Below are 26651 nucleotides of genomic sequence, written 5' to 3'. Positions count from 1 at the left end.
GGCCCAGTCAGAAGCAGGCGCAGTCAGAAGCAGGCCCAGTCAGAAGCAGGCCCGAGCAGAAGCAGGCCCAGTCAGGAGTCGAGTTCGATCGTGGTGCGCTTGTGCACCAGCGCGATCACTCCCGGTGGCACCGCGTCGCCTGCCTCCAGCAGCCGGGGCAGCAGTTCGGCCTCGGTGAGCACGGCGCGGAGGAACATCTCGACCGTGACGTCGTGGTCGGGCTTGTGCACGACGGCGATCTCGTCGCCGGGCGCGATGAGTCCGGCCTCGAGCACGCGGAAGTACGCACCGGGCCTGCCTGCCTGAGTGAACCGCTTGACCCACCCGCGTTGACCGAGGAAGCCTGCGAACGTCCGGCACGGCACCCGCGGCGCGGTGACCTCCAGCAACGCCGTGCCGACCCGCCAGCGTTCGCCGATGAGGGCGTGCGTCTGGTCGATGCCCTGCGTGGTGAGGTTCTCGCCGAACTGGCCGTTGTGCAGGTCGACGCCGAGCTCAGCCTGCCACCAGTCGAGGTCCTCGCGGGCGTAGCCGTACACGGCCTGGTGCTCGCCGCCGTGGTGGTCGAGGTCGGCGATCGTGTCGCCGGCGACGCCGCTTCCCGCGGTTCCCTTCGGTCCTTGCGGGCTGACCTGCAGCGGGCCCTCGACCGGGCGCTTGTCGATGCCGGTGGCGCCCTTCTGGGCGTAGTCGACCGGAATCGTCTTCTGGGCGATGTTCAGCGAGAGCACGACGGGCATGGACCCGAGGTTATTGCCCGATCGCCTTGGCGGCGATCGAATTGACGTAGTCCTGGTAGATGCCGACCTTGTGCGTGATCAGGTCCATGCAGTCCTGGAGCTGGACCATCTGCTGGCGGACCCGTTCCTGGTGCTCCTTGAGGATGTCGAGGCGCTGCAGCTCGTTGCCGTCGCCCTGGCGGACGAGCTCGGTGTAGCGGCGGATCTCCGGCACCGGCATCCCGGACATGCGCAGCATGATGCACATGCGCAGCCAGTCGACGTCCTGCTGCGTGTACACCCGGCGGCCGCCCGGTCCTCTGTGGACCTGGTGGGCGAGGATGCCTTCCTTCTCGTAGAAGCGCAGGGCGTGCACGCTCAGCCCGGTGCGTTCGGCGACCTGTCCGATGCTCAACTGCATAAGCCCGAGCATAGGCGGCGGCCCACGCCGCGGACCTGGCTCTGGATCAGGTCCGTGCCGCCCGGCCGCCAGTTCCAGCGCGGCGTGGTCCCGCACAACGCTCACGACCAGCAGCCCGGCCCTTCCCTCCGGCGGACCACCGAGAACGGTTCACCAGACGGACCGCTCACCTGTCATCCGAAGCCGCCGCGTCCACTGGACCCGGACACCGCCGCCGAGAAGTGACACCGCCGTCGAGAAGCTCTTGACCTAGAGACGACTCTAGTTCCTAGGTTTCGCTCATGAACATGCGTTATCGCGTACTCGGGGGAACCGGCATCGAGGTCAGTCACCACTGCCTCGGCGCCATGATGTTCGGCTCCGTCGCCAACGACGACCACGACGAGGGCGTGCGGATCATCCACCGCGCCCTCGACGCTGGCATCAACTTCGTCGACACGGCGGACATGTACTCGGCGGGGGAGTCCGAGGAGATCGTCGGCAAGGCGTTGAAGGACCGTCGCGACGACGTCGTGCTGGCCACGAAGGTGCACTTCCCGCTGGGTGAGGGCCGCAACCGCAGCGGCAACTCGCGCCGGTACGTCGTGCGCGCCGTCGAGGACAGCCTGCGGCGTCTCGGCACCGACTGGATCGACCTGTACCAGGTGCACCGGCCGGACTACGCGACCGACGTCGAGGAGACGTTGTCGGTGCTGACCGACCTGGTGCGGGACGGGAAGATCCGGGCGTTCGGGTGTTCGACGTTCCCGGCGGAGGAGATCGTCGAGGCGCACCACGTGTCGCTGAACCGCGGGCTGATGCGGTTCCGGACCGAGCAGCCGCCGTACTCGATGCTGGCGCGGGGGATCGAGCGGTCGGTGCTGCCGGTCTGTCAGCGGCTCGGGATGGGTGTGCTGGTGTGGAGTCCGCTGGCGAGCGGGTTCCTCTCGGGCAGGCACCGGCGGGGTGCGAACGCCGACGCGTTCCGGGCGACGCTCACGCCGGAGCGGTTCGACGAGTCGCTGCCGGCGAACGCGGCGAAGTTCGAGGCGGTCGAGCAGTTCGCGAAGCTGGCCGACGAGATGGGGGTGTCGCTGCCCGCGCTGGCGATCGCGTTCGTGACGACGCATCCTGCGGTGACGTCGGCGATCACCGGGCCGCGCACGATGGAGCAGCTGGAGTCGTTGCTGGAGGGCGCTTCGCTGGTGCTGACCGACGACGTGCTGGACCGGATCGACGAGATCGTGCCGCCCGGCACCGACACCTACGACGTGAGCGGGTTCTGGAAGCCCGCGTCGCTGCTGGACGTCCACCAGCGACGCAGGCCCGTCGATCAGCGCTGACTCACCACTCCTGGGTGGTCTGGCCGGTGCCCAGGTGGACCTGGTCGTAGCCGTTGCCGTCGTTGTCGTCGGTGTGGACGACGGTGATGCGGCCCCACGGGTCGACGCCCACGGCGGGCTCGTCCTGCCTGCCGGTGGCGTTCGAGACCGTGAGCCGGCGGGCCGGCCTGCCGGTGGTGGTGCCGTCGGGGTTGTAGACGTGCGTGTAGACGTCGTCGGCCTCCTCCGTGACCACCGCGACGCCGAGCTGGTCGTCGATGCCGACCTGGGGATCGGTGCCGGTGGTCTGGGCTGCGGCGCCTCGTGGCGCTCCGGCCGCGGTGAAGGACTGCGTGCGCACCCCGGACTGTTCCCAGGCGACCGCGAAGTCGCCGTTGAAGTTGGCCGCCACGTCGGGGCGTTTCCCCTGCCCCGTCGTGGTCTGCGCCTGTTTCACGCCACCGGACGGGGTGAGGATCTTGCGGGCGATGTTCGCGTCCGCCTCCCACACCACGATCGCGTTGCCGGCCGCGCCCATCGCCACCTGTGGCTTGGCGTGGGTGCCGCCGGCGTTGTTGACCTGGGCCTCGTAGGTCTTGGACGAGATGGACGCGAAGCCGCTGGCCCGCACGGTGGGCGCGTTGGTGCCCTGCTTGTCCTCCCACGTCACCGCGAAGGCGCCGGTGTCCGGATCCGCCGCGACGCTGGGGAAGTACTGCTGGCCGTCGGAGCTCGCGTTGGCCGTGCCGGAGCCGGAGACGGTGCCGCTCGCGCTGACCGAGCGGACCGCGATGTTGTAGTAGCCGTTGCCGTCCGGGTCCTCCGACCAGACGACGACGGCGCTGCCGTTCTCGTGCAGCGCCACGTCGGGCTGCCAGTGGCGCCAGTTCCCGGTGCCGCCGTCGCTGAGCTTCTTCTCGTAGACCGACGTTCCCTCCTTGTAGAGCCGGATCCAGACGTCGGAGTGGACCGGGTCGGCGGGGTCGGTGGTGTCGCGGTCGTCCTCCCACACGACGGCCGTGTAGCCGTTGCGGGTGGCCGAGACGGACGCGTTGTCCTGGTCGCCGGTCGAGGCGCTGTTGACCGTGGACCACGTGATGGGGGCGGGGGCCAGCAGGAGGCTGGCGATCAGCAGTGTCTTCACGGTGCCTGCAATCCGGGGTTGTTCGCCTCGACGACGTAGCTGCCGACGGTCTTCACCGGGTAGTCGCGCACGGTGACCTTGTCGACGGCGCGGAAGTCGACCCGCATCTCGGTGGGGGTGGTGTGGGTCTTCACGAAGCCGCGCAGGTTCTTGAAGTACTTCACGTGCGGGTTCAGCGTCGGGTTGAGGCTGTTGTCGGCCGCGTTGCCGTCGCCGCCGGACGTGACCGAGGTGGTGACGAGCTCGGTGCCGATGATGCGGTTCTGCGTCCCGTAGTTCTGCATGAGGTTCGCGGCCCAGCTGCGGTGCACGTCGCCGGTCAGCACGACCGTGCCCTTGTTGCCGTTGGTGTCCCAGGCGTTCTGGATGCGGGTGCGGTTGGCGGTGTAGCCGTCCCAGGCGTCCATGCTCTTCGCGCCGTCCGCGTTCGCGAGCCGTTGCGCGAAGAACACCTGCTGGCCCAGGAAGTCCCAGGTGCCGAGCTTCTGCCGCAGTCCGTCGATCAGCCACGTCTCCTGCGACGTGCCGGTGAGCGTGCGGGTGGCGGCGTCGGCTTCCGGGCAGACCTTCGTGCCGTCGCCGCAGGCCTGGTCGTCGCGGTACTGGCGGGTGTCGAGCATGTGGAACGTGGCGAGGCTGCCCCAGCGGACCCTGCGGTGCAGCAGCATGTTCTCCGCGCTGGGAGCCTGGGCGCTTCTGAGCGGCATGTGCTCGTAGTAGGCCTTGTAGGCGGCGGCGCGGCGGGCCTTGAAGTCACCGGCGGGGCTCGTGTCGTTGCGGACGAGGTTCGCGTAGTTGTTCTCGACCTCGTGGTCGTCCCAGACGACGAGCCAGGGTGCGGTGGCGTGGGCGGCCTGCAGGTCCGGGTCGGTCTTGTACTGGGCGTGGCGGACGCGGTAGTTGGCGATCGTGCTGATCTCGGCGTCGGGTGCGAACTCGCGGACCTTCGTGGTGGTGGCCGCGCCCTCGTAGATGTAGTCGCCGAGGTGCAGGATCAGGTCGGGGTGTTCCTGGGCCATGCGCCGGTAGGCGGTGAAGTAGCCCTCCTCGTAGTGCGCGCACGACGCGAACAGCATGGTCAGCTCGGGGGAGGTGCCGACGGCCGGCGCGGTAAGCGTGCGGCCGACTGGGGAGATGTGGCCGCCGGTGCGGAAGCGATACCAGTACTCGCGACCGGGTTCGAGGCCGGTGAGGGTGACGTGCACGGAGTGCGCGCTCGCCTGGGTCGTGGTGAACGTGCCGGTGCGGGCGATGCTCGTGAAGCGCTCGTCGGTGGCGACCTGCCACTCGACGGCGGTGTTGGTGTTCGGCATGCCGCCGAGGCCGTCGGCGTTGAGGGGGCTGGGGGCCAGGCGGGTCCAGATGACGAAGCCGTCGGCCGCTGGTTCGCCGGACGCGACACCCAGGGTGAAGGGGTAGCCGATCGCGTTGGCCAGTTTGGGGAGGAGGACTCCGGCGCCCGCTCCCGCGAGGCCACCCACGATGAAGGTGCGTCTCCGTAACGTGCTCATGACCCGCAGGCTTACCGGACGCGGGTAAAGGGCCGCCTAATTGCATGCGGCTTCAGAGTGGTTTCCCGCCAGGCGAAAGCGGCGTAGTCGTCGGGATGGATGTCGAACGCGTCGGCGAGGAGCTCGGCCGCGCAGAGCGGCATGCCGGTGTCGCGGACGGCGCGGTGGAGCAGGGCCACGTGGTCGCGGGACCAGGACTCGAGGCGCAGGCCGGGTAATCGGTCGGCCTCGCAGCACGGCTGGGCGCACACGACGAGGTCGAACCACTCGTCGTCGTGGTCGTTGAACGCGACCGTGACGCCGAACCGGTCCGGGTGCAGCGCGGTGACGGTGCTGCGTCTGGTCTCGTAGTGCAGCGGGTGGGGGAGGGCGGCGAGCCGTTTCGCGGCGCGCAGGTCAGGGCCGGTGATGGTGACCGGTTCGTGGTGCACGCCGTGGTCGAGCACGACCACGTTCCACGTGCTGCGAGCGAGCCGGAGCGCGGTGGCGAGGCCTGAGATGGTGGCACCCACCACGAGTGCTGAGCTGTGCCCTGTGCCGATGTGCGCTGTGGCCATGACCAGCCCCTTCCCCCTAGGATTGAGGCTAGCGAACGTTCAGAAATTTCTGAAGACAGGGTGACTGTGACGGGCGAGACAGATCGCAGGGAAGCGGCCGAGCGCCTGGCGCTCGCGCTGGTCGCCGTCGGGATGCAGCGGATGGCGGCGCGGGCGCTGGCGGCGTTCCTGTTCTCCGACGAGGAGTCGCTGACCGCGGGGGATCTCGCCGACGAGCTGGAGGTGAGCGCGGGCTCTGTGTCGGGCGCGATCAGGACGCTCGCGCAGCTGGGGCTGATCGAGCGGAGCTTCGTGGCGGGGAGTCGTCGCGAGCACTTCCGGATGCGGGAGAACGCCTGGACGACGGTGTACTCGCGGCAGCACTCGATGGTCGACGACGTGCTGAGTGCCGCGGAGAAGGGGGTCGACGCGGTCGGGCCGGGGCTGGCACGTGACCGGCTCCTCTACATGCGCGACTTCTACACGTTCCTGCTCAACGAGGTTCCCGCGCTGGTGGAGCGGTTCGAGCAGCAACGTGCTGGGTCCCAGCGTTCTCGGGGTTCCGGGTCTCGGCGTCGTGGAGGACCCCGGCCATGATCAGGTCGAGCATCCGCTCGGCCTGATCCGGGTCGCCGTTCTGGGCGACTCCGATGAGCAGTGCCAGGAGGTCCATCGGCTCCGTGCGCGCGCCGAGCGGGGCCAGCAGGGCCGACACCGCCTCGGTCATCTTCGCGCGGCTGTGCTCGAACGGGTTCATGCCCGCCGCGATCACCGCCTGGAGCGCTTCCTTGAGGTCGTGTTTCGTTGCCGCGTAGGCGATGAAGCGATCCATCCACTCTCGCAGCGCCGCTTCCGGCCCGTGCGTCTCGAGCAGTTCGGGGGCCGCGTCGCAGAGCTTCTCCAGCTCGGTGCGGTAGACGGCCTCGATCAACGCCTCGCGCGTCGGGAAGTGCCGGTACAGCGTGCCGATGCCGACGCCCGCCTTCTTGGCGATGGCGCCGAGCGTCACGTCCTTCTGGTGCGTGAACGCGTCGAGCGCCACCTCGATCAGCAACCCTCGGTTGCGGACGGCGTCAGCGCGCACTTCTTCACTCCTATGGGGTACGTCACTTGCTAAACGGAGGGCCCTCCGTTTACGGTGGAACCCGAACCGGAGGAACCTCCGTTTCAGTGTACGACACAGGCTGGGGAAATCGGATGAGTGAACGCATCACCACGCCGTTCGGCTTCGAGACCACCGCTCTCGAGGTGGTCGAGGGCATCGACCTCTCGGGCCGTCGCGCCGTGGTCACCGGTGGGGCGTCGGGCATCGGCGTCGAGACCGTGCGGGCCTTGGCCGCCGCTGGCGCCGAGGTCACCATCGCGGCTCGCGACGTGGAGGCGGGCGAGCGCGTCGCCGCGACGCTGGCCGAGGCGACGGGCAACAAGGCGATCTTCGTGGCTCCGCTGGAGCTGACCTCGCAGGACTCGGTGAAGCAGTTCGCCCGCTCGTGGGACGGACCGCTGCACCTGCTGATCAACAACGCGGGCGTGATGGCGACCCCGCTGACGCGCACGCCGGAGGGCTGGGAGCTCCAGTTCGCCACGAACCACTTCGGGCACTTCACGCTGACGCTGGGCCTGTTCGACGCGTTGCGCGCCGAGGGCGCCCGCGTCGTGAACGTCAGCTCGGCCGGTCACCTGACGAGCCCGGTGGTGTTCGACGACCTCCACTTCGAGCGCCGCGAGTACGACCGCTGGCAGGCGTACGGCCAGTCCAAGACCGCGAACGTCCTGTTCGGTGTCGAGGCGGGCAGGCGCTGGGCGTCGGAGGGCATCACGATGAACGCGCTCATGCCGGGCGTGATCCTGACCGCGTTGGCGCGGCACATCACACCCGAGGACCTGCAGGAGCGCATCCGGCTGCGCGGCGGCGACGAGCCGCTGAAGCTCAAGACGCAGGAGCAGGGCGCGGCCACCACCTTGGTGCTCGCCGTGTCGCCACTGGTCGAAGGCCGTTCCGGCCTCTACTTCGAAGACTGCAACGAGGCACTGCCGCACACCGCCGGCATGACCAACGGGCTCGCCGCCTACGCGGCCGACCCCGAGGCCGCGGCGCAGCTGTGGAAGGTGTCCGAGGAAACGCTGAAGGTGCAGGCATGATCACCACTGGATTCGGATTCGAGACGACGGCCCTGGAAGTCGCCCAGGTGGCCGACCTGGCGGGCCGCCGCGCCGTCGTAACGGGCGGCGCGTCGGGCATCGGCGTCGAGACCGTGCGAGCCCTGGCCGTGGCCGGCGCCGAGGTCACGATCGCCGCCCGCGACGTCGACGCGGGCCAGCGCGTGGCGTCGTCCCTGATCAAGGCGACGGGCAACAAGTACATCTCGGTGGCGAAGCTGGACCTGTCCTCCCAGGCCTCCGTGAAAGCCTTCGCGCGCAACTGGGACGGCCCTCTCCACCTCCTGATCAACAACGCGGGCGTCATGGCCACCCCGCTGACGCGCACGCCGGAGGGCTGGGAACTCCAGTTCGCCACGAACCACTTCGGCCACTTCACCCTGACCCTGGGCCTCTTCAACTCGCTGCGAGCCGAAGGCGCCCGCGTGGTGAACGTGAGCTCTTCCGCCCACCTGATGGGCGAGGTCGTCTTCGACGACCTCCACTACGAGCGCCGCGAGTACGACCGCTGGCAGGCGTACGGCCAGTCCAAGACCGCGAACATCCTGTTCGGCGTGGAGGCGGGCAAGCGCTGGGCCTCCGAAGGCATCACGATGAACGCCCTGATGCCGGGCAGCATCGCGACCAACCTCCAGCGCCACCTGACCCAGGAGGAGCTGCAGGAGCGCATCAGGCAGAGCGGCGCCGCAACCAAGCGCCGCGTGAAGACTCCAGAACAAGGCGCCGCCACCACCCTGGTGGTAGCGACCTCCCCGCTGCTCCAAGGCCGCTCCGGCCTCTACTTCGAAGACTGCAACGAGGCCCAGCCGAACACCGGTGGCGTCCTCTCCGGCGTGGCCCCCTACGCCCAGGACCCAGAAGCGGCCTCCCAACTCTGGAAGGTCTCAACAGAAACCCTTTCCCTCTAACCATTCCGCGCCGACCATATGTCCAACCGTCACGAGCTGATCCGTCCCGCCCGGCCCGAGGACGCCGAGGGTGTCTGGCCTCTCGTCCAGGATTTCGCCACGTCGTTCACCCCCGAGCGCACGGCGTTCGACATGACGTGGCACGAGGCAGTGGCCGCTGCCGGCACACTCGTGCTCGTCGCGGAGACGGACGGCATCATCGGCTACCTCTTGGGCAACAGCCATCGAACGTTCTTCGCGAACGGCCCCGTGGCCTGGGTCGAGGAGCTGATGGTCGAACGCAGCCACCGACGCTCAGGCGTTGGCCGTCGACTCATGGACCACGCCGCGGACTGGGCGCGGTCCATCGACGCCGCCTACGTCGCCCTCGCGAGCCAGCGAGCAGGTGCCTTCTACCTCGCTCTCGGCTACGAGGACTCCGCGGTGTTCTACCAGCGAACGCTGCGCTGAGCGCACCAACCACCACACATCACTGCACGAACGGAACGAGCGTGCGACGAACCCCCGCTGCGGCAAAGGCATGAAGCGTCACCGCGGCGGCGATCCGTTTTGTGTAGGAGTCCGACCACACGGCGGAAAGCCGGCCCGCGACAGCAATCCGGGCAGAGGTGGCCTCTCAGCCGTGGCCCAGCACCACATGCGGCCGGTACGGCGCGTGCAGCCTCTCCAGCTCGTCCTCGCTCAGCTGTGTCCGCACCGCCGCGATCGCGTCGTCGAGGTGTTCGGTCCTGGTTGCTCCGATGATCGGCGCGGTCACCCCGGGCCGGCCGAGCAGCCAGGCCAGCGCGATCTGCGCCGGAGGGAGGTCGCGTTCGGCGGCGATCGTGCGCACCGCGTCCACCACGTCGAAGTCGTCGTCGGTGTACATGCTGTCGGCGATGGGGTCGGAGCCTGACCGTGTGGTGGTGTGGTGGCCGCCGCGGTTGCGCGAGCCGGTCAGCAGGCCGCGTGCCAGTGGGCTCCACGGGATGATGCCGACGCCCTGGTCGAGGCAGAGCGGGATCATCTCCCGTTCTTCCTCGCGGTAGACGAGGTTGTAGTGGTTCTGCATCGACACGAACTTCGTCCAGCCGTGCGTCTCCGCGACGTGCTGCGCCTTGGCGAACTGCCAGGCGTACATGCTCGACGCCCCGATGTACCTGGCCTTTCCGGAGGTGACCACGTCGTTGAGCGCGTTCATGGTTTCCTCGATCGGCGTTTCGTGGTCCCAGCGGTGGATCTGGTACAGGTCGACGTGGTCGACGCCGAGCCGGTCGAGCGAGGCGTCGATGGCGGCCATGATGTGCTTGCGGGACAAGCCTTTGTCGTTCGGGCCGGGGCCCGTCGGAAAGTAGACCTTGGTGGCCAGGACGTAGTCGTCGCGGCGGGGGAACAGCTTGGCCAGCAACCGGCCGGTGATCAGCTCGCTGGCGCCGTCGGAGTACATGTCGGCGGTGTCGAAGAACGTCACTCCCGACTCGACGGCCTGGCGGACGATCGGCTCCGCGGCGTCCTCGCCGAGGACCCAGTCCCGCGCGTGGGGACTGCCGTAGCTCATCATGCCGAGGCAGATCCGGGACACGGTGAGGCCCGACGTGCCCAACCGGACGTGGTCCATCAGTTCTCCTTGTCTTCCTGTGGTTCCTGGTGCACCGCGACGCCCGCGGCGATCAACGCGACGCCGGCCAGCTCCTGGGCGGTGGGGATCTGGGCGAGCACCACGATCCCGATCACCGTCGCGACCGCGGGCAGGATGCTCAGCATCAGCGCGAAGGTGCTGCGGCGTAACCGGGCCATGGCGAGCTGGTCGGTCACGTAGGGGATGACCGACGAGCAGATGCCCACGGCTGCCCCGGCCAGCAGCGTTGCCGGGCTGGTGAAGGCAGGGGCTGCGGCGGCGGCGCAGAACGGTGCCGCGATCACCGCGGCGATGAGCATGGCGGCGCCGAGCTGGTCGATTCCGGAGAATCCCGTGCCGGTGTTGGCGATCCGGTGGCCGAGCACCACGTAGAGCATGAACAGCGCGCAGTTGACGAAGGCGAAGAGGAGCCCCAGGGGCGCACCGGTGAGCTGGAGGTCGGTCAGCGCGACCACCCCGCCCACGGCGAGCACGAGGGCGATCACGTTGCGGCGGCTGCGCAAACCGATCGCGGCGAGCACGATCGTGCCGAGGAACTCGATCGCGCCGACCGTTGCCAGGGGCAGCCGGGCGATGGCGAGGTAGAACGTCGTGTTCATGGCCGCGAGCACCACGCCCAGCAAGAGCAGCGTTCGTCGTTGCTCCGCGCCGAGGTGCCGGATCGCCCGCCACGGTCTGCGCCACAGTGCGAACACCACCGCGGCGGCCGCGATTCGCAGCCAGACCACGCCGAGCACGTCCACACGGGCGAAGAGCACCACGGCGAAAGCCGGTCCGAGGTAGTGGAAGACGGCGCTGACGGCGAAGTACGCCGGTGCCGGCAGCCACGGCGCCGTGAGCCGCGCTGCGCTCCCGGGCGGTGTTGTCATGCGGAGTATCTTCCAAAAGCAACATCCACTGCCGGAATGGCACTATCCAGGAAGACGGCGCGAGTTGCCTGGAGAATCAAGCTCAAACGGCCAAAATTCCTTCACCGGACGTTCGCCGCTGCTGGACGAGGTGAACGTGCGGCTGCTCAACGAGCTGCACAGCGATCCGCGGCTGTCGATGTCCGAACTCGCCCGCCGGGTCGGCATGTCGGCGCCGGCCGTCACCGAGCGGGTGCAGCGACTGGAGCGCGCCGGCGTGATCACCGGCTTCCGGATGGAGGTCGACCCGGCGGCCCTCGGCATGCCGGTCACCGCGCTCGTCCGCATCCGGCCCGGTCCCGGCCAGCTCCCCAAGATCGTGGCGGCGGCACGGGACACGCCGCAGGTGGTCGAGTGCTTCCGGATCACGGGCGAGGACTGCTTCCTGCTCAAGGTGCACGGGCCGTCCATCGGTCAGCTCGAGGAGGTGCTCGACCGGTTCCTCGTGTTCGGGCAGACGACCACCTCCATCGTCGTGTCCGAGCCGGTGCCGCGGCGGCCGCTTCCCGTTTCCGCCTCGGGCCAGCGCCGCCAGTAGAGGTCTGGACCATTTCGTGCTTCAATGACAACGGGTCGCCGCCTGAACGCGAAAGGTGAGCGAATGTCTGCCCGCTTGTTGCTGAGGGCACTGACAGCCCTGCTTCTGCTCATGACCACCGTTCTCCCCACCACCGCCCAAGCGGCCGACACCTGTGCGCTCAAATCCCGGCCCGCGGGCAAGGTCCTGCACGGCTACTGGGAGAACTGGGACGGCGCGTCGAACGGGGTGCACCCGCCGTTCGGCTGGACTCCCATCACCGACAGCCGCATCAAGCAGCACGGCTACAACGTCATCAACGCGGCGTTTCCCGTGATCCGCTCCGACGGCACCGTGCTGTGGGAGGACGGCATGGACGCCGGCGTCAAGGTCGCCACGCCCGCGGAGATGTGTGCGGCGAAGGCGGCCGGCGCCACGATCCTGTTGTCGATCGGGGGTGCGGCGGCGGGGATCGACCTGAGCTCCGCCACCGTGGCCAACCGGTTCGTCGCCACCGTCGTGCCGATTCTGAAGAAGTACAACTTCGACGGCATCGACATCGACATCGAGACCGGGCTGGTCGGCAGCGGCAACATCAACCAGCTGTCGCCGTCGCAGGCCAACCTCATTCGCATCATCGACGGTGTGCTGGCGGCGATGCCGTCGGGCTTCGGGCTCACCATGGCGCCCGAGACCGCGTACGTGACGGGTGGCAGTGTCGTCTACGGCTCGATCTGGGGCGCGTACCTGCCGATCATCAAGAAGTACGCGGACAACGGGCGCCTGTGGTGGCTGAACATGCAGTACTACAATGGTTCCATGTACGGCTGCTCCGGCGACAGCTACCAGGCCGGCACCGTGCAGGGCTTCGTGGCGCAGACCCAGTGCCTCAACAAGGGACTGGTGGTGCAGGGCACCACGATCAAGGTGCCCTACGACAAGCAGGTGCCGGGCCTGCCTGCCCAGCCGGGCGCGGGCGGGGGTTACCTGAGTCCGTCGCTCGTCGGGCAGGCGTGGGGCAGCTTCGGCGGTCAGCTCAAGGGGCTGATGACCTGGTCGATCAACTGGGACGGCTCGAAGAACTGGACCTTCGGCGACAAGGTGAAGTCGCTGCAGGGCCGCCAGTAGTGTGTCGCTGCTAGAGCACCTTCGTGTTCTGCCCGGCGGCGATCTTCCACTGGCCGTCCTCTTTGGACAGGACGTAGAGCGGTGATCCCTCGTTCTCGTCGGTCGCGGGAGTGCCGTCGGGCTTGAACGGACGCTGGCGGATCTTGACGGCCGCCACGTCCGGTCTGATGAACACGACGTGCACCACCTCGTACGTGGCGGTGCCCAGCTTCGTGGCGCCGGGGAGGACCTGGCGGGTGAAGGTGGCGATCTCGTCGCGGCCCGTGAGGCGTTTGCCGTGTGCGGTCGTCCAGATCGCGTCCTCGCGGAACTGGTCGATGAACTCCTCGGTGAGTTCGTTCTGCTGGGCGTGCTGGACGGTGGCGACGAGCTTCTCGATCTCTGCGATGTCGTTCATGGTCATGATCTTGGTACCTCGACCATGGTGGAGGTCAAGCTCGGAGTGACGTGGGTAACGTGGGGACGATGGACTGGAAACTTTCCGAGGAGTTCGTCACCGCGGACGGCGTCGTGCGCTGGGACCGTCGCGGTGCGGGAGAGCCGGTGGTTCTCCTGCACGGCACGCCGTTCAGTTCGGTTGTGTGGCGGGCGATCGCCGCGGACCTGGCCACCGACCACGAGGTGTTCGTGTGGGACATGCTGGGGTACGGGCAATCCGAGATGCGGTCCGGGCAGGACGTCTCGTTGCGGGCTCAGGGGCGGATCTTCGCCGATCTGCTGGCCGAGTGGGGGCTCGACAGGCCGGTGGTGATCGCCCACGACTTCGGTGGTGCTGTCTCCCTGCGCGCGCACTTGTTGCACGGTGCCGAATACGCCGCGCTGGCGTTGTTCGACCCGGTTGCCCTGGCGCCCTGGGGATCGCCGTTCTTCCGGCTGGTGCAGGAGCACTCCGCCGTCTTCGAACGGTTGCCGGGCAACCTGCACGAGGCGTTGGTGCGCGAGTACGTGCGCTCGGCCAGCAGCCCTGGACTGGCTCCGGAGGTGCTCGACGAGCTGGTGTCGCCCTGGACCGGTGAGGCGGGGCAACCGGCGTTCTACCGCCAGATCGCTCAGGCCGACCAGCGCTACACCGACGAGATCGAGCAGCGGTACGGGGACATTTCGATCCCTGTCACCGTGTGCTGGGGCGAGGACGACGAGTGGATCCCGCCGGCCAAGGGCGAGCAGCTGGCCGCTGCCGTGCCGCGGTCGGAGCTGCACCTGGTGCCGCGGGCCGGGCACCTCGTGCAGCTCGACGCGCCCGGTCCGGTGCTCGATCTCGTGCGCCGGTTCCTGTCCCGGCACGCGGGTCACGTGCGGGGTGCGACCCGGGACTCGTAGGAGTTCGGCCGGTAGCCCGGGTTGAAGTAGCAGCCCGTGCCGTACCTGGTGTCGTGGCCGGGGCAGCTCGCCGCGACCAGGTACGGGTTGGCGCGCACGCCCCACTTCTCCCACGCCTGCAACGCCTGCATGGCCGCGGCGTACTCGGAGTCGCTGAACGCGCTGTGCGTGGCCTCGTTCGTGAACGTCTGCACGAGGTTCCACCAGCGGCCGGCTTTCCGCACCGTGTCGCGGTAGGCGGACTCGTGTTCGACGAACGCGGTCGGGTCGCCGATGGCGTGCACCGAGAGCACCGGGATGTCGATCTTGCCGGTGAGATCGCTGTCGTAGGCCAGGGCGGCGCGTGCCTCGGGGTCGGCGGAGAAGCGTTCGACGCCCGCGTTCAGGGCCGCGTCGTCGTGCGAGCCCTTGTAGACGACGCCCGCGTTGCTCCACGGGTTCTTGTCGCCGAGGCGGTTGTGGACGATGTCGCGGAACGTGAACGTCGCGAAGTTCAGGTGCGAGTTCAGCGTCTCCTCGGGGATCTTCGTGACGGTGAGGATGTCGGTGAGCTTCTGCTGCTGTTCGGGGGTGCGGTTGCCCGCGGTGCCGAGGCATTCCTCGATGCGGGCGCGCAGGCCCGCGGTGGTCATCGTGGAGCCGGCGCGAAGTCCCTGCCACAGCGGGTACTGCACCTCGGACGGCCGCGGGTGGTTGCCGCAGTAGTACTGGTAGACCACGCGCAGGTCCACGCGGTAGTCGTAGCCGCGTGAGCCGCCCGCCATGACGCCGCTGGTGAGCAGGGCCGCGTCGTAGCCCTGGTACAGCTCGATGGTCTTCGCCGCGACGTTGCCGCCCCACGACTGCCCGTGGAGGTACACCTTGTGCGGCTTGAGCATCGCGCTGACCGTCCTGCGCAGGTTGTCGGTGTCCTCCGCGGCCATTCGCGTGCCGTAGCCGCCACGCCGGTACGAGGTGCCCGCCCAGGCGTAGCCCTCCTTCACCATGACGGCCCAGCGGTTCAGGTCGTCCCGCGTGCGGTCGGGGGTGGGGTCGCCGAGGTCGGGTCCGCCGTGCGAGTGCACGACGAGCGTCTTGTTCCACTTCTTCGGCACGGCGATCGTGTAGTACGCGCCGTTGGCGTCCCGGCCTTCGTAGCAGGTGGTGCCGCTGGGGACGTTCTCCGGGCACGGCGCGGCCGGGGGGCAGGTGCACCGGCGACGTGAGACTCGCGGTGAGTGCGAATGCCAGCAGGACGTTCATGGCGGGAATCGTGGGTCCGGCCCGGCATGTGGTCCAGTTCACTCGCACAAACTTGGGACTTTCCTGACGTTGCGGTCCTGGTACCGGGAAATGGCAGGTGGCAGCGGTACGGTCGTGATCGTGCGCTATCCACCGGAACCGTGGCACATGCAGGGGACCGTCGTGCTCTCGGTGTTCCGAGTGCCGCGAAGACTGGTGCCGGACGACCACCTGCCGGTCGGTGCGCGGGTGATCACTTTGGCGGGCAACGCTTTCGTGGCTGTGGCGTTCGTTTCGTACGAACCGGGCAGCGTGCTCACCTACGAAGAGCTGCTCGTAGCGGTCCCGGTGTGGGACCGGGGTGCGGTGGCCGTGTCGGTGCCGCAGATCTGGGTCGACAGCGAGGCCTCACGGTTGGGCGGGCGCGAGCTGTGGGCGATTCCGAAGCTGCTCGCGCGGTTCGGCGAGGGCTCGTCGATCGCGGGGGTCGCGGTGACCGGTGGCGTGTCGTTGCCGGGGCGGTGGCGGTTCGCGGGGCCGACCGCGCAACGCCTCGACGGCCGTGAGGTGCGTGCGCACGCGGCCATGTCGGGCCGGGCCAGGCTGGTGCGGGCGGGGTGGATGTTCCCCACCGGCGGGCCGCTGGGCTACCTGACCGGGCGGACGCCGCTCGTGAGCGTCGCGATGGACGACATGCGGCTGACGTTCGGCCAGGACCCTCAGGCGCCGTAGCGGACGCTGTTCAGCACGTGCCGCGCCCACGCGTGGTCCGCGGGGTCGTCGTAGAGGCACGTCACGAGCAGCAGTTCGCCGAACCGTGCCACGTGGCCGTAGAACTCGTGCCCGCCGGTCTTGGTGGTGAGCCACAGGGCGTGCCGCAGCTCGACGCCGTCCCTGACCAGGAACTGCTGGTCCTCGGGTACGTCCGGGGCGCCGCTCAGGGCCATCTCGAGGAACCGCTCGGCCGGTGTGCCCTGTGCCTTGCGGGTGTCGACGAACACGGTGCGTCCCGGACCGGCGAACCGCAGGCCGTCGTCGAGCAGGTGCGGGGTGAGGCCGGCGGTGCGTTCAACGCTCCACGGGCCGCGCAGCCGCTGCTGGACCGAGACCGACAGCTCCACGAGGAACGCGCTCAGCACGCGGTCGCGGTCCCACGTCTGGTCGAGCAGCGGGTGCCGGACGAGCTCTGGCAGGTCGTCCGGTTCGCGGACCTCGGCGGCGACCTCGGCGCCGTGCAGGTCGTCCCACGGCTTGATGTCGTGGGCGAACGTGCCGGTCAGGCGCAGTGAAGGGCTGCCCCACGCGGTCTCCGCGCGGCGGGCGGCCGCGGCGGTGACGCGCATCCAGGCGCTGAACCACAGCTCCAGGTCGCCGGTCAGCTCCACGGGCAGCACACAACGGACGTACGCCGCGTCGCCCGCCAGCAGGACGTTGCCGCCCGCCCGGCGCTCCGCGTCCCTGGTGCCGGGCGGCAGGCCGAGGTCGAGGTCGAGCGCGCCGGACTCGTCGACCTCCGCGCCGCAGCAGTGGCAGGCCGTCATCCGATGTACCGGACGCTGTTGAGCACGTGCTGCGCCCACACCCGGTCCGCCGGGTAGCGGTGCACGCAGCGCACCGAGAGCATCACGCCGCGCCGGACGACGTGGCCGTGGAACACCTGCTCCTCCTGGCCGTCGATGACCTCGCTCAGCCAGAACGCGTGGCGCAGCTCGTCGCCGTTGTGTTCGACGGAGTGCTCGGCGCTCGCGGGGTAGCCGTCGAGGACCGCGCCCAGGAAGTCGCTCGGGCTGCCACCCGTGCGGTCGGCGTAGACGTCGAGACCCACCCAGCGGTCGGGGCTCGAGAACCAGACGGTGTGGTCCTCGACCACGCAGCGCATGCCCGCGGACCGTTCGATGGTCCAGACCTCGCCCAGGGTCTCGCGGACGGGGATCGGCAACGGCTGCCGGATGCGGCACAGCACCTCGTCGCGGTCCCACTCCTGCTCCAGCGCGGGGTGCGAGGTGAAGTAGGGCAGCTCGTCGGTGTTGAGCACCGCCGCCTCGACCGGGACGCCGAGCAGGTCCCACGGCTGGATGATGTTCGCGAACTTGCCCGAGACGTGCAGGTTCGCGTACTCGGCGTCGTTGTCCCACACGGCGTGGGCGTACATCGCGTCGACCTTGCTGATCTGCATCCACGCGCCGAACACGAGCTCGACTCCGCCGGTCAGCCGAACGGGCAGCAGGCATCGGAGGTAGGAGTCGCCGTCCGGTCCGACGAGCAGTCCGCCTGTCGGGGCGCCGAGCTGCTCAGCGGGCACGCCGATCAGTTGCTCCGGACGGTTCAACCGGTAGTCGATGCGGTCCGTAGACGTGATGTCGGCTCCGCAGCATCCGCATTGGACGGTCATGCGGGCATGCTAGAGCTCCTCGTCTTTGAGCAGACGGGAACGCACCAGAAAACGCACTCCCAGTGGTGCTTCCAGCGAGAAGCCGCTTCCACGTCCCGGCACCACGTCGATCGTCAGGTGCGTGTGGCTCCAGTACTCGAACTGCGCCGCGGACATCCACACCGGCACCGCGAACTCGTCCACCGAGAGGTCGCCCAGGTGCACGTCCGACGAGCCCGTCCGGAACTCGCCGGCGGGGTAGCACATGGGGGCCGAGCCGTCGCAGCAGCCGCCGGACTGGTGGAACATCAGGTCGCCGTGTGAAGCCCGGAGGCGGCGGAGAACCTCCGCCGCCTCTCGCGTCAGTGCCACACGCGCCATCAGAAGAAGCCCTGGGCGTTCGGGGAGTAGCTGACGAGCAGGTTCTTGGTCTGCTGGTAGTGGTCGAGCATCACGCGGTGGTTCTCGCGGCCGATGCCGGACTGCTTGTAGCCGCCGAACGCCGCGTGCGCCGGGTAGGCGTGGTAGTTGTTCACCCACACGCGGCCCGCCTGGATGTCGCGGCCCGCGCGGTAGGCGACGGAGCCGTCGCGGGACCACACGCCCGCGCCCAGGCCGTAGAGGGTGTCGTTGGCGGTCTTCATCGCGTCGTCGTAGTCGGAGAACTGCGTGACGGCGACGACCGGGCCGAAGATCTCCTCCTGGAAGATCCGCATCTTGTTGTCGCCCTCGAAGACCGTCGGCGTCACGTAGTAGCCGCCGGACAGTTCGCCGCCGAGGTCCGCGCGCTCGCCGCCGGTCAGCACGCGGGCGCCTTCCTGCTTGCCGATGTCGATGTAGGACAGGATCTTTTCGAGCTGGTCGTTGGACGCCTGCGCGCCGATCATCGTGTCGGTGTCGAGCGGGTGGCCCTGCTTGACCGCGCGGGTCCGTTCCACGGCGTCGCCGAGGAACTGGTCGTAGATGGAGCTCTGGATCAGCGCGCGCGACGGGCACGTGCAGACCTCGCCCTGGTTCAGCGCGAACATCGTGAAGCCCTCGAGTGCCTTGTCGTAGAAGGCATCCCGCTCGGCCGCGACGTCGGAGAAGAACACGTTCGGCGACTTGCCGCCGAGCTCCAGGGTGACCGGGATGATGTTCTCGCTGGCGTACTGCATGATCAGCCGGCCGGTGGTGGTCTCGCCGGTGAACGCCACCTTCGCGACCCGGCGCGAGGACGCGAGGGGTTTGCCCGCCTCGACGCCGAAACCGTTGACCACGTTCACGACGCCCGGCGGCAGCAGGTCGGCGATGAGCTCCATCAGCACGTGGATCGACGCCGGTGTCTGCTCGGCGGGCTTGAGCACCACCGCGTTGCCCGCGGCCAGTGCCGGCGCGAGCTTCCAGACCGCCATGAGGATCGGGAAGTTCCACGGGATGATCTGGCCGACGACGCCGAGCGGCTCCTGGAAGTGGTACGCGATCAGGTCCTCGTCGATCTGCGAGATCCCGCCCTCCTGCGCGCGGATCACGCCCGCGAAGTAGCGGAAGTGGTCGACCGCGAGCGGCAGGTCGGCGGCGAGCGTCTCGCGGATCGGCTTTCCGTTCTCCCACGTCTCCGCGACCGCCAGTGCCTCCAGGTTCGCCTCCATGCGGTCGGCGATCTTGTTCAGCACGTTCGCGCGGTCGGCGACCGAGGTCTTGCCCCACCCGCGGGCGGCGCCGTGGGCCGCGTCGAGGGCGCGTTCGACGTCGTCCGCGGTGCCGCGGGCGATCTCGGTGAACTCCTCACCGGTGACGGGGGTGGGGTTGGCGAAGTACTCGCCCTTGGCGGGCGGCACGTACTCGCCTCCGATGAAGTGGTCGTACCGGTCGCGGTACGTCACCACGCTGCCGGACTGCCCTGGAGCCGCGTACTTCGTCATTTCGCCTCCCGCATCGTTGCGCACTGGGTGACGACGGTAGGTAGTGCAACGTTTCACGCACGTTGCATCCGAAAGGAGTAACGCGAGGCGCCAGAAGGCCCGTCATCCTGAGGTGGTGACGGACCTCGGCGAAGCAGCGCGGCCGGTGATCGCCGAGTCGTGGCGGCGGTCCCTCGCGGCGCGCGTGGACCCGGACCGGCACGAGGCCCCGGTCGTCTACGCGCCGGACGAGATCGAGGACCTGCGGGGCACGCACCCGCTCTCGACGGCCGTGCCGCTGCTCGAGCACACGCTGTCGATGGACGAGACGATCATGATCGTCACCGACGCGGGCGGCCACATCCTCTGGTGCACGGGCGACAACCAGGTGCGGCACAAGGCCGAACGCGTCCACCTCACCGAGGGGTCGCGCTGGAGCGAGGACGTCATCGGCACGAACGCCATGGGCACCGCGCTCGCGACCGGCAGGCCCGTCACCGTGCACTCCCGCGAACACCTCGTGCGCACCTACCACGGCTGGACGTGCGCGGCGAGCCCGATCCACGACCCGCACACCGGGCTGCTGCTGGGTGTCGTCGACGTCAGCGGGCCGCTGCGCACCATGCACCCGGCCGTCGCGCAGCTCGTGTCGGCCGCCGCCCGGCTGGCCGAGCACCAGCTGCTCCAGGTCGCGCCCCGCCACCACGTGCTGACGCTGAACTTCCTCGGCGGCCTGCACGCGGAAATCGACGGCAGGCCGCTGGTGCTGACGTTGCGCAACGCCGAGGTGCTGACCGCGCTCGCGTTGCACCCGAAAGGCCTCACGGCGGAACAACTCGCGTTGTTGCTCTATGGTGAACGTGGGAACCCGACCACGGTCCGCGCGGAGCTGCATCGGCTGCGCGCGCAGCTCGGTGGTGTCCTGTTGACGAGGCCGTATCGGCTGGACGCCGTGGTTCGCGGCGATTTCCTGGACGTGCGCACGGCGCTGAGATCGGGTGACGCGGGGAAGGCCACCCGGCACTACAGCGGCGAGCTGCTGCCCCGTTCGGACGCGCCGGTGATCCGCGAGGAACGCGTGGACCTCGCCGCCGCGGTGCGCAAGGGCGTGCTGGAGCGGGGAGATCTCGACGCGCTGCTGTCGTTCGCGGACAGCGGTGAGGACGCGGAGGTGCTCGAACGCCTGCGTCTGCTGCTCCCGGCCGCGGATCCTCGTCACGCACTCGTCTCCTCGCGCCTGCGAAGGGCGTTGGAATAGGCTTTCCCGCGGGGGAGGGCAAAGTGAAGCAGTGCATCAACTGCATGACTCGGTTGCCGCGCAGAGAGGTCACCGAGGTCGCTTGGTGTGCCTTGTGCGCGCCGTGCCTGAGTGCGGTGTCGGACCAGATGAAGGTGCTGCACGACAGGCCCGGTGGCGCTGCCGTGCAGATCCTGCAGTGCGGCTGGTGCGGTGTCACGCGGTCGTGCGGTGTCGGCTCGCGCACGCGGTGCCTGGTGTGCCTCGACGACAGGTCGGTGCCGGATCCGGCGGTGCAGAAGATCGCGGGCCGGCTCGAGCTCGACGGCACCTGGCGGGAGAACTCGGAGCTCATCGCCGCGACGACCGTGAAGATCCGCCTCGCCAAGTACTTCCAGCCGGGCTGGACCGTGCTCGCGACGGACGTGCACGGCTTGCCGTGGACGGGTTTCCGTTGGCTGACGAAGTCGCACGGCACGTGGGGGCGCAACGACGAGACGGGTGAGGTGCAGCAGCTCAAGCACTCACGCGGCGAGGAGAACCTGCTTTACCTGGTGCGGTACGGGAAAGTGCTGAAGTTCGGGCGCGGGAACACCGAACGCGTGGGCGGGCACGTGGCGCAGGGTGCTGTTCCCGTTCTGGTGCTGTCGGCGGCCAGGCAGGACGTCACGGTCGCGCGGGACCGGCTGAAACGCTTGCACCGCACGGAAATGGTGTCGCAGCGGACTCCGGTGGACCTCTTCGCGGTGCTGCCGGACGGCCTCGACGTCACCGACGAGTACTCGCGGAGTTGATCGGACCTCCACCGGGTAGTCCACCACCGTGGACGAGATCGTCGTGGTGGGACAGATGGCACGGGACCTGGTCCTCGTCGTCGACGAGGTGCCGGGTCCGGGCGGCACGGCGCCGGTGCGCGAACGCCGCGAGGTGCTGGGCGGCAAGGGCGCGAACATCGCGGTCGGCCTGGCCCAGCTGGGCGCGGCGGTCGAGCTCGTGGGCGTGGTCGGCGACGACGACACCGGCGAACGGCTGATCGCCCGTGCCGCCGCGGACGGGATCGGGACCGGAGCCGTGGTGTCGAGGAAGGGCTGCGAGACCGGGTTGATCGTGAACGTCGTGGCCGACGGGTGGCGCTACCTCGAGGACCTGCCCGACGGTGTGCTGCTGCGTGAGGACGACCTGCCGATAGACCTCATCGCGCGTGCGGCGGCTGTGGTGGTGCAGCTGCAGCAACCGCCTGAGGTGGCGCTCAAGGCAGCACGCGCGGCGACGGGGTGTGTCGTGCTCGACGGCGCGCCGGAACGTCTCGGCGACGAGCTGCTGGCGTGCGCGGACGTCGTGCGCGCCGATCACCAGGAGGCCGAGCTGCTGGTCGGCCGGAAGCTCACCGGTGCGGACGACGCGCTGCGGGCGGCGCACCAGGTGCGTGAGCGGGGGCCGAGGTTCGTGGCGTTCGCCGTGGACGACGTCGGCAACGTGTTCGCGTGGGACGGGGGAGAGCTCGTCGTGCCGTTGGGGGACGTCGAGGTCGTGGACACGACTGGTGGTGGTGATGCGTTTGTGGCGGCGTTGACGTTCGGTCTCACGCGCGGAGACGGCCCCGAGGACGCGGCGCGCCGGGCGGTCGAGGCGGCCGGAGCCACCGTGACGCGTCCAGGTGGGCGTCCTGACCTCACCGGATGCTGATCAGCCGCGTTATCGTTGGTGAGGTCCGGTGAGGGGAGGTCCGCGTGCGAGTGCTCGCAGTCGTGCTGTTGCTGCTGCTCTGCGCTGCCCCGGCGCAGGCCGCGACCGGCACGTACGTGCGCATCGGGCACTTCTCGATGGACCAGGCGCGCGTCGACGCCACTCTCGACGGGGTGAAGCTCGGCACGCTCGACTACGCGCAGCTCTACGAGTACCGGCGGGTCGAGCCGGGGGAGCACGTCGTCGAGTTCCGCACGGGCGGCGCGGACTCAGGCAGCCCGGTGCTGCGGTCCGTGCTGGTCAAGGCGGGTGCGGGCGCGGCGTACACCGTCATCGACATCGCGTCGTCGATGAAGGTGCTGGAGGACGACGTCAGCCTGCCGCCGAACGGGCAGGCGCGGCTGCGGGTGATCAACGCGGGCGACGCCGAGATGGACCTCGTGCGCGGTGGCACCTCCGTGCACCGCAACGTGCAGGCGAACTCGACGACCGGGTACGTCCTGGTGCAGCCGGGCTCTGGCGAGCTGCAGGTGCTGCAGCGCGGCAAGGACTCGACGAGGCTGGAGGCGCCCATCGAGGCGGGCGCCGTGTACTCGCTGCTGGTGAACGCCCGGCGGATCGAGCTGCGGACCGACGCCAAGGCGGCCGAGGTCGTGCCCGGCGGCGGGACGGAGACCGGGTTCGGCGGCATGGCGGGCGGATGGGACTGGTTCACCGCGCTGGTGATCGCGCTCATCGTGGGCATCGCCATGTTCTCGGTGCGCGGCAGGCTGTTCCGGTTCGGCTGATGAGCAAGGGCAAGCTCGTGATGGGCGCGGCGGTACTGGTCACGTTGATCTACATCGTCAAGGGCCCCGGCGCCGACGAGGTGCCGGAGCCGGTGACCGTGCGGATCCCGTCGATCGGCGTGGAGACCACGCTCGAAGCCCTGAAGGTCGACTCGGCCGGGGTGCTGGAGCCGCCGACGCGTGCTGACAAGGCCGGGTGGTACGCGAAGGGGGTCGCGCCGGGTGACGCCGGTCCCGCGGTGATCGCGGGACACGTCGACTCGAAGACCGGGCCTGGGGTGTTCTTCCGGCTGCCGGAACTCAAACCCGGTGCCGAGGTGCTGGTGGAGCGCAAGGACGGCAGCAAACTCACGTTCGTCGTCAACCACACGTTCTCCACGGAGAAGACGGCGTTCCCGACGGCCGAGGTCTACGCGCCGACGCCGTTGTCCGAGCTGCGGCTGGTGACGTGCGGCGGCGAGTTCGACCGGGTCGCGGGCAGCTACCGGAACAACGTCGTCGTCGAAGCGGTGCTGAAGGTCTGATCTGCCATCGGCTCAGTGCGACTCGCGGGCGACCTCGCTGCCGCTGGACCCGACCAGGAAGTCCAGGTCGGCGCCGGTGTCGGCGCCCTGCACGTGGTCGACGTAGAGCCGTTCCCAGCCCCGTTTCGGTGACGCGAACGCCGCGGTCATCTCAGCGCTGGGCGCCCGGTCGGCGAAGTCGGGTGCTTCCACGTCGATCCGCCGGTTCTCCACGTCGAGCACGATGACGTCGCCGGTGCGGACCAGGCCGAGCGGTCCGCCCGCGGCCGCCTCCGGTGCCACGTGCAGCACGACCGTGCCGTACGCGGTGCCGCTCATGCGTCCGTCGCAGATCCTGACCATGTCCCGCACGCCCTGCTCCAGCAGCTTCTTGGGCAACGGCATGTTCGACACCTCCGGCATGCCCGGATAGCCGCGCGGGCCGCAGCCGCGCAGCACCAGCACCGAGTCGGCGTCGACGTCGAGGTCCGGGTCGTCGACGCGGGCGTGGAAGTCCTCGATGCTGTCGAACACCACGGCTTTTCCCCTGTGCTGCAACAGGTGTGCCGACGCGGCCGCTGGTTTGATCAACGCGCCGGACGGTGCCAGGTTGCCGCGCAGCACCGCGATCCCGCCCTCGGCGATGATCGGTTCGGCACGGCTGCGGATCACCTCCGGGTCCCAGATCGGGGCGTCGTCGAGGTAGTCGACCAGCGGCAGGCCGGTGACGGTCAACGCGGTGGGGTCGAGCAGGTCGCGGACCTCGCGCAGCACGGCCAGGAGCCCGCCCGCGCGGTGGAAGTCCTCCATCAGGAACCGGCCGGCGGGCTGGAGGTCCACGAGCAGCGGCACGCCGGAGCCGATGCGGTCGAAGTCGTCCAGGGTGAGGTCGACGCCGAGGCGTCCGGCGATGGCCAGCAGGTGCACGACGGCGTTGGTGGAGCCACCGATCGCGGCCAGGGCGACGATGGCGTTGTGGAAGCCGGCCTTGGTCAGGAACGTGCTGGGGCGCCGGTCTTTCTCGATCAGCTCGACGATCAGGCGGCCCGTGCCGTGGGAGGCTTCGAGCAGCCTGCTGTCGGGCGCGGGAGTGCCCGCCACGCCGGGGACGACGGTGCCGAGCGCCTCCGCGACCAGTGCCATCGTGGACGCGGTGCCCATCGTGTTGCAGTGGCCGCGGCTGCGGATCATCGCGGATTCCGAGCGGGTGAACGCCTCCTGGGACAGCGTGCCGGCCCTGACCTCTTCGGACAGTCGCCAGACGTCGGTGCCGCAGCCGAGGGGGATGCCGCGGAACGTGCCGGTCAGCATCGGGCCGCCGGGCACCACGATCGCCGGGATGTCCACGGACGCGGCGGCCATCAGCAGCGCGGGGATCGTCTTGTCGCACCCGCCGAGCAGCACCACGCCGTCCACGGGGTTGGCGCGCAGCATCTCCTCGGCGGCCATCGCGGCCATGTTGCGCCACAGCATGGCGGTCGGGCGGACGTTGGTCTCGCCCAGCGACACCACGGGGAGGTTGAGCGGGATGCCGCCGGCCTCGTGCACGCCGTTCGACACCGACTTCGCGACCTCGTCGAGGTGGGCGTTGCACGGGGTGAGGTCGGAGGCGGTGTTGGCGATGGCGATCTGGGGTCGGGCGAAGGCGTCGTCCGGTGCGCCGCGGCGCATCCAGGCGCGGTGGATGTAGGCGTTGCGGTCCTGACCTGCGTACCAGTGCGCGCTGCGGAGGGTCACGCTCCCGTCGTACGGGTCGGCGTGCGAATGCGCAACCTTTTCAGTGGGCCCGGTGCGGCTACCGGAGGCTCTTCGAGGCGTCCGTCGCGCGGTCGTCCAGGGGGCTGCCGTGGCGGTGGACGATCTTCCAGGCGTCGTTCTCGCGGCGGAAGACCGTCGTGACGCGCAGCGCGTAGGTGGCGACGCTGCCGTCGGCCTGGACCACCGAGGACCGTTCGATCGCGCAGGTGTAGCCGAGGTCGCCGGTCGCCTCCGCGGCCACGATCTCGACCTCGCCCGCCCTGCTGCCGCGCCACGAGCCGGCCAGCAGGTCGAAGGTCCGTTCCAGCTCGGTTCTGCCGGTGGTCGTGTAGATCGCGCCGAACAGGGTGAGCGGTTCGGTGCGGGACCACATCTCCTTGCGCGGTCCGGAGTCGCCGTCGTGCATGGTGCGGATGTCCTGTTCGAGCAGCGGCAGCACTTCGTCCTGGAAGCTCATCGCGAACGCTCCTTGCGGGTGGCGGATCCGCAGAGCATGACGCCGCCAGCCCGTCCCGGCTACAGCGACAGGTCGGGCGGGAGCTGCAGCGCGATGGTGATCAGCGAGTGGACCCGGTTCGCGATCACCGTCAGCAGCCCGTGCATCTCCGGCGTCGCGGCGTCGCAGGCCTCCTGGAGCGTGCGCAGGTCCGTGTCGATCTGGCCGAGCACCGCCGCCGTGTCGGCCGGTCGCGCCGTGAACGCGCGGGCGATGTCCTCCAGCGGCAGGCCGTGGACCTCCAGGCGTTGCACGAGGTGGATGCGGTCCACGTCGTCCGCGCGGTAGAGGCGGTAGTTGCTCGCCGTGCGCTGGGCGGGGCTGATCAGGCCCAGGGTCGTGTAGTAGTCGACGGTGCGGATGCTGACGCCGGCGCGGGCGGCCAGTTCGCCGATCTTGAGCAGTGATTCGGACAATTCGACCACCTCCGTCCCGAACCGTCGACCGAAACCATCGCCCAAAACCATACAGTGCTACGTGCTACTGTTGGAGTATGCCTGATGATGCCGACGTAGAC

Annotated in this window: 31 protein-coding genes; 14 read left to right on the top strand and 17 right to left on the bottom strand. The window is 69.3% G+C overall.

The features are described 5' to 3' along the window. Nucleotides 1–71: 71 nt before the first annotated feature. Nucleotides 72–740, bottom strand: coding sequence for an MOSC domain-containing protein (locus AOM45_RS04990; protein ID WP_030470154.1), 669 nt, complete (start codon nucleotides 738–740; stop codon nucleotides 72–74). Nucleotides 741–750: 10 nt separating this feature from the next. Continuing rightward, entirely contained in the window at nucleotides 751–1140 is a 390-nt protein-coding gene (locus AOM45_RS04985) for a MerR family transcriptional regulator (RefSeq protein WP_081902400.1), read from the bottom strand. A 287-nt stretch (nucleotides 1141–1427) separates the two neighbouring features. Between AOM45_RS04985 and AOM45_RS04980 the strand changes: the two genes are divergently transcribed. Then, on the top strand, nucleotides 1428–2462 hold the full coding sequence (locus AOM45_RS04980) for an aldo/keto reductase (RefSeq protein WP_030470152.1): 1035 nt from the start codon (nucleotides 1428–1430) through the stop codon (nucleotides 2460–2462). A gap of 1 nt (nucleotide 2463) precedes the next feature. Here AOM45_RS04980 and AOM45_RS04975 read toward each other — a convergent pair whose 3' ends face one another. The 3 genes from AOM45_RS04975 to AOM45_RS04965 are packed head-to-tail and all read right to left on the bottom strand — an operon-like array spanning nucleotide 2464 to nucleotide 5653. Next, nucleotides 2464–3585 (bottom strand): hypothetical protein, encoded by a 1122-nt coding sequence (locus AOM45_RS04975; protein WP_236703150.1) that lies wholly within the window; start codon nucleotides 3583–3585, stop codon nucleotides 2464–2466. Continuing rightward, nucleotides 3582–5096, bottom strand: a complete 1515-nt coding sequence (locus tag AOM45_RS04970; RefSeq protein WP_030470151.1) for an alkaline phosphatase D family protein — start codon at nucleotides 5094–5096, stop codon at nucleotides 3582–3584. Before AOM45_RS04970 ends, AOM45_RS04975 begins: the two co-directional genes overlap by 4 nt. Before the next feature lie 11 nt (nucleotides 5097–5107). Beyond that, nucleotides 5108–5653 (bottom strand): FAD-dependent oxidoreductase, encoded by a 546-nt coding sequence (locus AOM45_RS04965; RefSeq protein WP_030470150.1) that lies wholly within the window; start codon nucleotides 5651–5653, stop codon nucleotides 5108–5110. Between the two features lie 66 nt (nucleotides 5654–5719). Between AOM45_RS04965 and AOM45_RS49185 the strand changes: the two genes are divergently transcribed. Further along, complete coding sequence (locus AOM45_RS49185; RefSeq protein ID WP_236703148.1) at nucleotides 5720–6229, top strand: GbsR/MarR family transcriptional regulator; 510 nt, start codon at nucleotides 5720–5722, stop codon at nucleotides 6227–6229. On the opposite strand, the gene AOM45_RS04960 is transcribed toward AOM45_RS49185, so the two are convergent. Then, nucleotides 6126–6716 (bottom strand): TetR/AcrR family transcriptional regulator, encoded by a 591-nt coding sequence (locus AOM45_RS04960; protein WP_063757115.1) that lies wholly within the window; start codon nucleotides 6714–6716, stop codon nucleotides 6126–6128. The genes AOM45_RS49185 and AOM45_RS04960 overlap by 104 nt on opposite strands. Nucleotides 6717–6829: 113 nt before the next feature. Here AOM45_RS04960 and AOM45_RS04955 point away from each other — a divergent pair, with 113 nt between their 5' ends. The 3 genes from AOM45_RS04955 to AOM45_RS04945 are packed head-to-tail and all read left to right on the top strand — an operon-like array spanning nucleotide 6830 to nucleotide 9150. Continuing rightward, nucleotides 6830–7774 carry an SDR family NAD(P)-dependent oxidoreductase gene (locus AOM45_RS04955; RefSeq protein ID WP_030470148.1) on the top strand — a complete coding sequence of 315 codons (945 nt, stop codon included), beginning with the start codon at nucleotides 6830–6832 and terminating at the stop codon, nucleotides 7772–7774. Beyond that, nucleotides 7771–8700, top strand: coding sequence for an SDR family NAD(P)-dependent oxidoreductase (locus tag AOM45_RS04950; RefSeq protein WP_030470147.1), 930 nt, complete (start codon nucleotides 7771–7773; stop codon nucleotides 8698–8700). The genes AOM45_RS04955 and AOM45_RS04950 overlap by 4 nt, the downstream gene beginning before the upstream one ends. An 18-nt stretch (nucleotides 8701–8718) precedes the next feature. Continuing rightward, nucleotides 8719–9150, top strand: coding sequence for a GNAT family N-acetyltransferase (locus AOM45_RS04945; RefSeq protein ID WP_030470146.1), 432 nt, complete (start codon nucleotides 8719–8721; stop codon nucleotides 9148–9150). A gap of 166 nt (nucleotides 9151–9316) precedes the next feature. Here the strand turns inward: AOM45_RS04945 and AOM45_RS04940 are convergent, their stop codons facing one another. Together AOM45_RS04940 and AOM45_RS04935 are read right to left on the bottom strand one after the other, a co-directional pair. Further along, nucleotides 9317–10297 carry an aldo/keto reductase gene (locus AOM45_RS04940; protein WP_030470145.1) on the bottom strand — a complete coding sequence of 327 codons (981 nt, stop codon included), beginning with the start codon at nucleotides 10295–10297 and terminating at the stop codon, nucleotides 9317–9319. After that, the gene (locus AOM45_RS04935) at nucleotides 10297–11187 is read right to left on the bottom strand and encodes an EamA family transporter (protein WP_030470144.1); all 891 of its coding nucleotides are present in this window, start codon (nucleotides 11185–11187) and stop codon (nucleotides 10297–10299) included. The genes AOM45_RS04940 and AOM45_RS04935 overlap by 1 nt, the downstream gene beginning before the upstream one ends. Here AOM45_RS04935 and AOM45_RS04930 point away from each other — a divergent pair. Then, nucleotides 11186–11764: an Lrp/AsnC family transcriptional regulator gene (locus tag AOM45_RS04930; RefSeq protein ID WP_269083627.1), complete on the top strand. Its 579-nt coding sequence runs from the start codon at nucleotides 11186–11188 to the stop codon at nucleotides 11762–11764. The two genes, AOM45_RS04935 and AOM45_RS04930, sit on opposite strands and share 2 nt — an antisense overlap. Nucleotides 11765–11875: 111 nt before the next feature. Then, a complete protein-coding gene (locus AOM45_RS04925; RefSeq protein ID WP_051784112.1) occupies nucleotides 11876–12871 on the top strand; it encodes a chitinase in 996 nt (331 codons plus the stop codon). Nucleotides 12872–12881: 10 nt separating this feature from the next. On the opposite strand, the gene AOM45_RS04920 is transcribed toward AOM45_RS04925, so the two are convergent. After that, a complete protein-coding gene (locus AOM45_RS04920) occupies nucleotides 12882–13268 on the bottom strand; it encodes an SgcJ/EcaC family oxidoreductase (protein ID WP_236703143.1) in 387 nt (128 codons plus the stop codon). Nucleotides 13269–13336: 68 nt separating this feature from the next. On the opposite strand from AOM45_RS04920, the gene AOM45_RS04915 reads away from it, so the two are divergent. Further along, nucleotides 13337–14191 (top strand): alpha/beta fold hydrolase, encoded by an 855-nt coding sequence (locus AOM45_RS04915; RefSeq protein ID WP_030470140.1) that lies wholly within the window; start codon nucleotides 13337–13339, stop codon nucleotides 14189–14191. On the opposite strand, the gene AOM45_RS04910 is transcribed toward AOM45_RS04915, so the two are convergent. Beyond that, complete coding sequence (locus AOM45_RS04910) at nucleotides 14161–15285, bottom strand: alpha/beta hydrolase (protein ID WP_051784111.1); 1125 nt, start codon at nucleotides 15283–15285, stop codon at nucleotides 14161–14163. The genes AOM45_RS04915 and AOM45_RS04910 overlap by 31 nt on opposite strands. A 268-nt stretch (nucleotides 15286–15553) precedes the next feature. Between AOM45_RS04910 and AOM45_RS04905 the strand changes: the two genes are divergently transcribed. Next, nucleotides 15554–16144, top strand: coding sequence for an acetoacetate decarboxylase family protein (locus tag AOM45_RS04905; RefSeq protein ID WP_162185709.1), 591 nt, complete (start codon nucleotides 15554–15556; stop codon nucleotides 16142–16144). On the opposite strand, the gene AOM45_RS04900 is transcribed toward AOM45_RS04905, so the two are convergent. Genes AOM45_RS04900 through exaC form a run of 4 tightly spaced genes read right to left on the bottom strand, consistent with a single transcriptional unit; the run spans nucleotide 16132 to nucleotide 19687 of the window. Next, nucleotides 16132–16953, bottom strand: a complete 822-nt coding sequence (locus AOM45_RS04900; protein ID WP_030470137.1) for a hypothetical protein — start codon at nucleotides 16951–16953, stop codon at nucleotides 16132–16134. The two genes, AOM45_RS04905 and AOM45_RS04900, sit on opposite strands and share 13 nt — an antisense overlap. Further along, nucleotides 16950–17804: a hypothetical protein gene (locus AOM45_RS04895; protein WP_030470136.1), complete on the bottom strand. Its 855-nt coding sequence runs from the start codon at nucleotides 17802–17804 to the stop codon at nucleotides 16950–16952. Before AOM45_RS04895 ends, AOM45_RS04900 begins: the two co-directional genes overlap by 4 nt. Before the next feature lie 9 nt (nucleotides 17805–17813). Next, nucleotides 17814–18164: a DUF779 domain-containing protein gene (locus AOM45_RS04890; RefSeq protein ID WP_030470135.1), complete on the bottom strand. Its 351-nt coding sequence runs from the start codon at nucleotides 18162–18164 to the stop codon at nucleotides 17814–17816. Continuing rightward, nucleotides 18164–19687 (bottom strand): acetaldehyde dehydrogenase ExaC, encoded by a 1524-nt coding sequence (gene exaC, locus AOM45_RS04885; RefSeq protein WP_030470134.1) that lies wholly within the window; start codon nucleotides 19685–19687, stop codon nucleotides 18164–18166. The genes AOM45_RS04890 and exaC overlap by 1 nt, the downstream gene beginning before the upstream one ends. A gap of 115 nt (nucleotides 19688–19802) precedes the next feature. Between exaC and AOM45_RS04880 the strand changes: the two genes are divergently transcribed. The 5 genes from AOM45_RS04880 to AOM45_RS04860 all read left to right on the top strand — a co-directional run bounded on the left by AOM45_RS04880 (nucleotide 19803) and on the right by AOM45_RS04860 (nucleotide 23901). Continuing rightward, the gene (locus AOM45_RS04880; protein WP_169774270.1) at nucleotides 19803–20924 is read left to right on the top strand and encodes a GAF domain-containing protein; all 1122 of its coding nucleotides are present in this window, start codon (nucleotides 19803–19805) and stop codon (nucleotides 20922–20924) included. Between the two features lie 116 nt (nucleotides 20925–21040). After that, nucleotides 21041–21697 (top strand): hypothetical protein, encoded by a 657-nt coding sequence (locus tag AOM45_RS04875; RefSeq protein WP_059362218.1) that lies wholly within the window; start codon nucleotides 21041–21043, stop codon nucleotides 21695–21697. A 28-nt stretch (nucleotides 21698–21725) separates the two neighbouring features. Continuing rightward, nucleotides 21726–22589, top strand: a complete 864-nt coding sequence (locus tag AOM45_RS04870) for a PfkB family carbohydrate kinase (protein ID WP_236703141.1) — start codon at nucleotides 21726–21728, stop codon at nucleotides 22587–22589. Between the two features lie 44 nt (nucleotides 22590–22633). Further along, nucleotides 22634–23377, top strand: coding sequence for a DUF4397 domain-containing protein (locus AOM45_RS04865; RefSeq protein WP_156094097.1), 744 nt, complete (start codon nucleotides 22634–22636; stop codon nucleotides 23375–23377). Further along, the gene (locus AOM45_RS04860; RefSeq protein WP_081902399.1) at nucleotides 23377–23901 is read left to right on the top strand and encodes a class F sortase; all 525 of its coding nucleotides are present in this window, start codon (nucleotides 23377–23379) and stop codon (nucleotides 23899–23901) included. Before AOM45_RS04865 ends, AOM45_RS04860 begins: the two co-directional genes overlap by 1 nt. A 12-nt stretch (nucleotides 23902–23913) precedes the next feature. Here the strand turns inward: AOM45_RS04860 and AOM45_RS04855 are convergent, their stop codons facing one another. From AOM45_RS04855 to AOM45_RS04845, 3 genes are read right to left on the bottom strand one after another with little or no spacing between them, the layout of a single operon-like run. Next, complete coding sequence (locus AOM45_RS04855) at nucleotides 23914–25617, bottom strand: dihydroxy-acid dehydratase (protein ID WP_030470128.1); 1704 nt, start codon at nucleotides 25615–25617, stop codon at nucleotides 23914–23916. A gap of 58 nt (nucleotides 25618–25675) precedes the next feature. After that, nucleotides 25676–26095, bottom strand: coding sequence for a YybH family protein (locus AOM45_RS04850; RefSeq protein ID WP_051784110.1), 420 nt, complete (start codon nucleotides 26093–26095; stop codon nucleotides 25676–25678). Between the two features lie 59 nt (nucleotides 26096–26154). Next, nucleotides 26155–26559: a helix-turn-helix domain-containing protein gene (locus AOM45_RS04845; protein WP_236703136.1), complete on the bottom strand. Its 405-nt coding sequence runs from the start codon at nucleotides 26557–26559 to the stop codon at nucleotides 26155–26157. Between the last annotated feature and the right edge of the window lie 92 nt (nucleotides 26560–26651).

This window comes from Lentzea aerocolonigenes (assembly GCF_000974445.1).
Lineage (GTDB): Bacteria > Actinomycetota > Actinomycetes > Mycobacteriales > Pseudonocardiaceae > Lentzea > Lentzea aerocolonigenes.
Note: the sequence above shows the minus strand (reverse complement) of the source record. Positions and strands in the feature narration are given on the sequence as shown.

Excerpts from the sequence above, each read along its gene's own strand:
- AOM45_RS04990 (WP_030470154.1), bottom strand. The coding sequence starts at position 740 with ATGCCCGTCGTGCTCTCGCTGAACATCGCCCAGAAGACGATTCCGGTC.
- AOM45_RS04985 (WP_081902400.1), bottom strand. The coding sequence starts at position 1,140 with ATGCAGTTGAGCATCGGACAGGTCGCCGAACGCACCGGGCTGAGCGTG.
- AOM45_RS04980 (WP_030470152.1), top strand. The coding sequence starts at position 1,428 with ATGCGTTATCGCGTACTCGGGGGAACCGGCATCGAGGTCAGTCACCAC.
- AOM45_RS04970 (WP_030470151.1), bottom strand. The coding sequence starts at position 5,096 with ATGAGCACGTTACGGAGACGCACCTTCATCGTGGGTGGCCTCGCGGGA.
- AOM45_RS04965 (WP_030470150.1), bottom strand. The coding sequence starts at position 5,653 with ATGGCCACAGCGCACATCGGCACAGGGCACAGCTCAGCACTCGTGGTG.
- AOM45_RS04955 (WP_030470148.1), top strand. The coding sequence starts at position 6,830 with ATGAGTGAACGCATCACCACGCCGTTCGGCTTCGAGACCACCGCTCTC.
- AOM45_RS04950 (WP_030470147.1), top strand. The coding sequence starts at position 7,771 with ATGATCACCACTGGATTCGGATTCGAGACGACGGCCCTGGAAGTCGCC.
- AOM45_RS04945 (WP_030470146.1), top strand. The coding sequence starts at position 8,719 with ATGTCCAACCGTCACGAGCTGATCCGTCCCGCCCGGCCCGAGGACGCC.
- AOM45_RS04940 (WP_030470145.1), bottom strand. The coding sequence starts at position 10,297 with ATGGACCACGTCCGGTTGGGCACGTCGGGCCTCACCGTGTCCCGGATC.
- AOM45_RS04930 (WP_269083627.1), top strand. The coding sequence starts at position 11,186 with ATGCGGAGTATCTTCCAAAAGCAACATCCACTGCCGGAATGGCACTAT.
- AOM45_RS04935 (WP_030470144.1), bottom strand. The coding sequence starts at position 11,187 with ATGACAACACCGCCCGGGAGCGCAGCGCGGCTCACGGCGCCGTGGCTG.
- AOM45_RS04925 (WP_051784112.1), top strand. The coding sequence starts at position 11,876 with ATGACCACCGTTCTCCCCACCACCGCCCAAGCGGCCGACACCTGTGCG.
- AOM45_RS04920 (WP_236703143.1), bottom strand. The coding sequence starts at position 13,268 with ATGAACGACATCGCAGAGATCGAGAAGCTCGTCGCCACCGTCCAGCAC.
- AOM45_RS04915 (WP_030470140.1), top strand. The coding sequence starts at position 13,337 with ATGGACTGGAAACTTTCCGAGGAGTTCGTCACCGCGGACGGCGTCGTG.
- AOM45_RS04900 (WP_030470137.1), bottom strand. The coding sequence starts at position 16,953 with ATGACGGCCTGCCACTGCTGCGGCGCGGAGGTCGACGAGTCCGGCGCG.
- AOM45_RS04895 (WP_030470136.1), bottom strand. The coding sequence starts at position 17,804 with ATGACCGTCCAATGCGGATGCTGCGGAGCCGACATCACGTCTACGGAC.
- AOM45_RS04890 (WP_030470135.1), bottom strand. The coding sequence starts at position 18,164 with ATGGCGCGTGTGGCACTGACGCGAGAGGCGGCGGAGGTTCTCCGCCGC.
- exaC (WP_030470134.1), bottom strand. The coding sequence starts at position 19,687 with ATGACGAAGTACGCGGCTCCAGGGCAGTCCGGCAGCGTGGTGACGTAC.
- AOM45_RS04860 (WP_081902399.1), top strand. The coding sequence starts at position 23,377 with ATGAGCAAGGGCAAGCTCGTGATGGGCGCGGCGGTACTGGTCACGTTG.
- AOM45_RS04850 (WP_051784110.1), bottom strand. The coding sequence starts at position 26,095 with ATGAGCTTCCAGGACGAAGTGCTGCCGCTGCTCGAACAGGACATCCGC.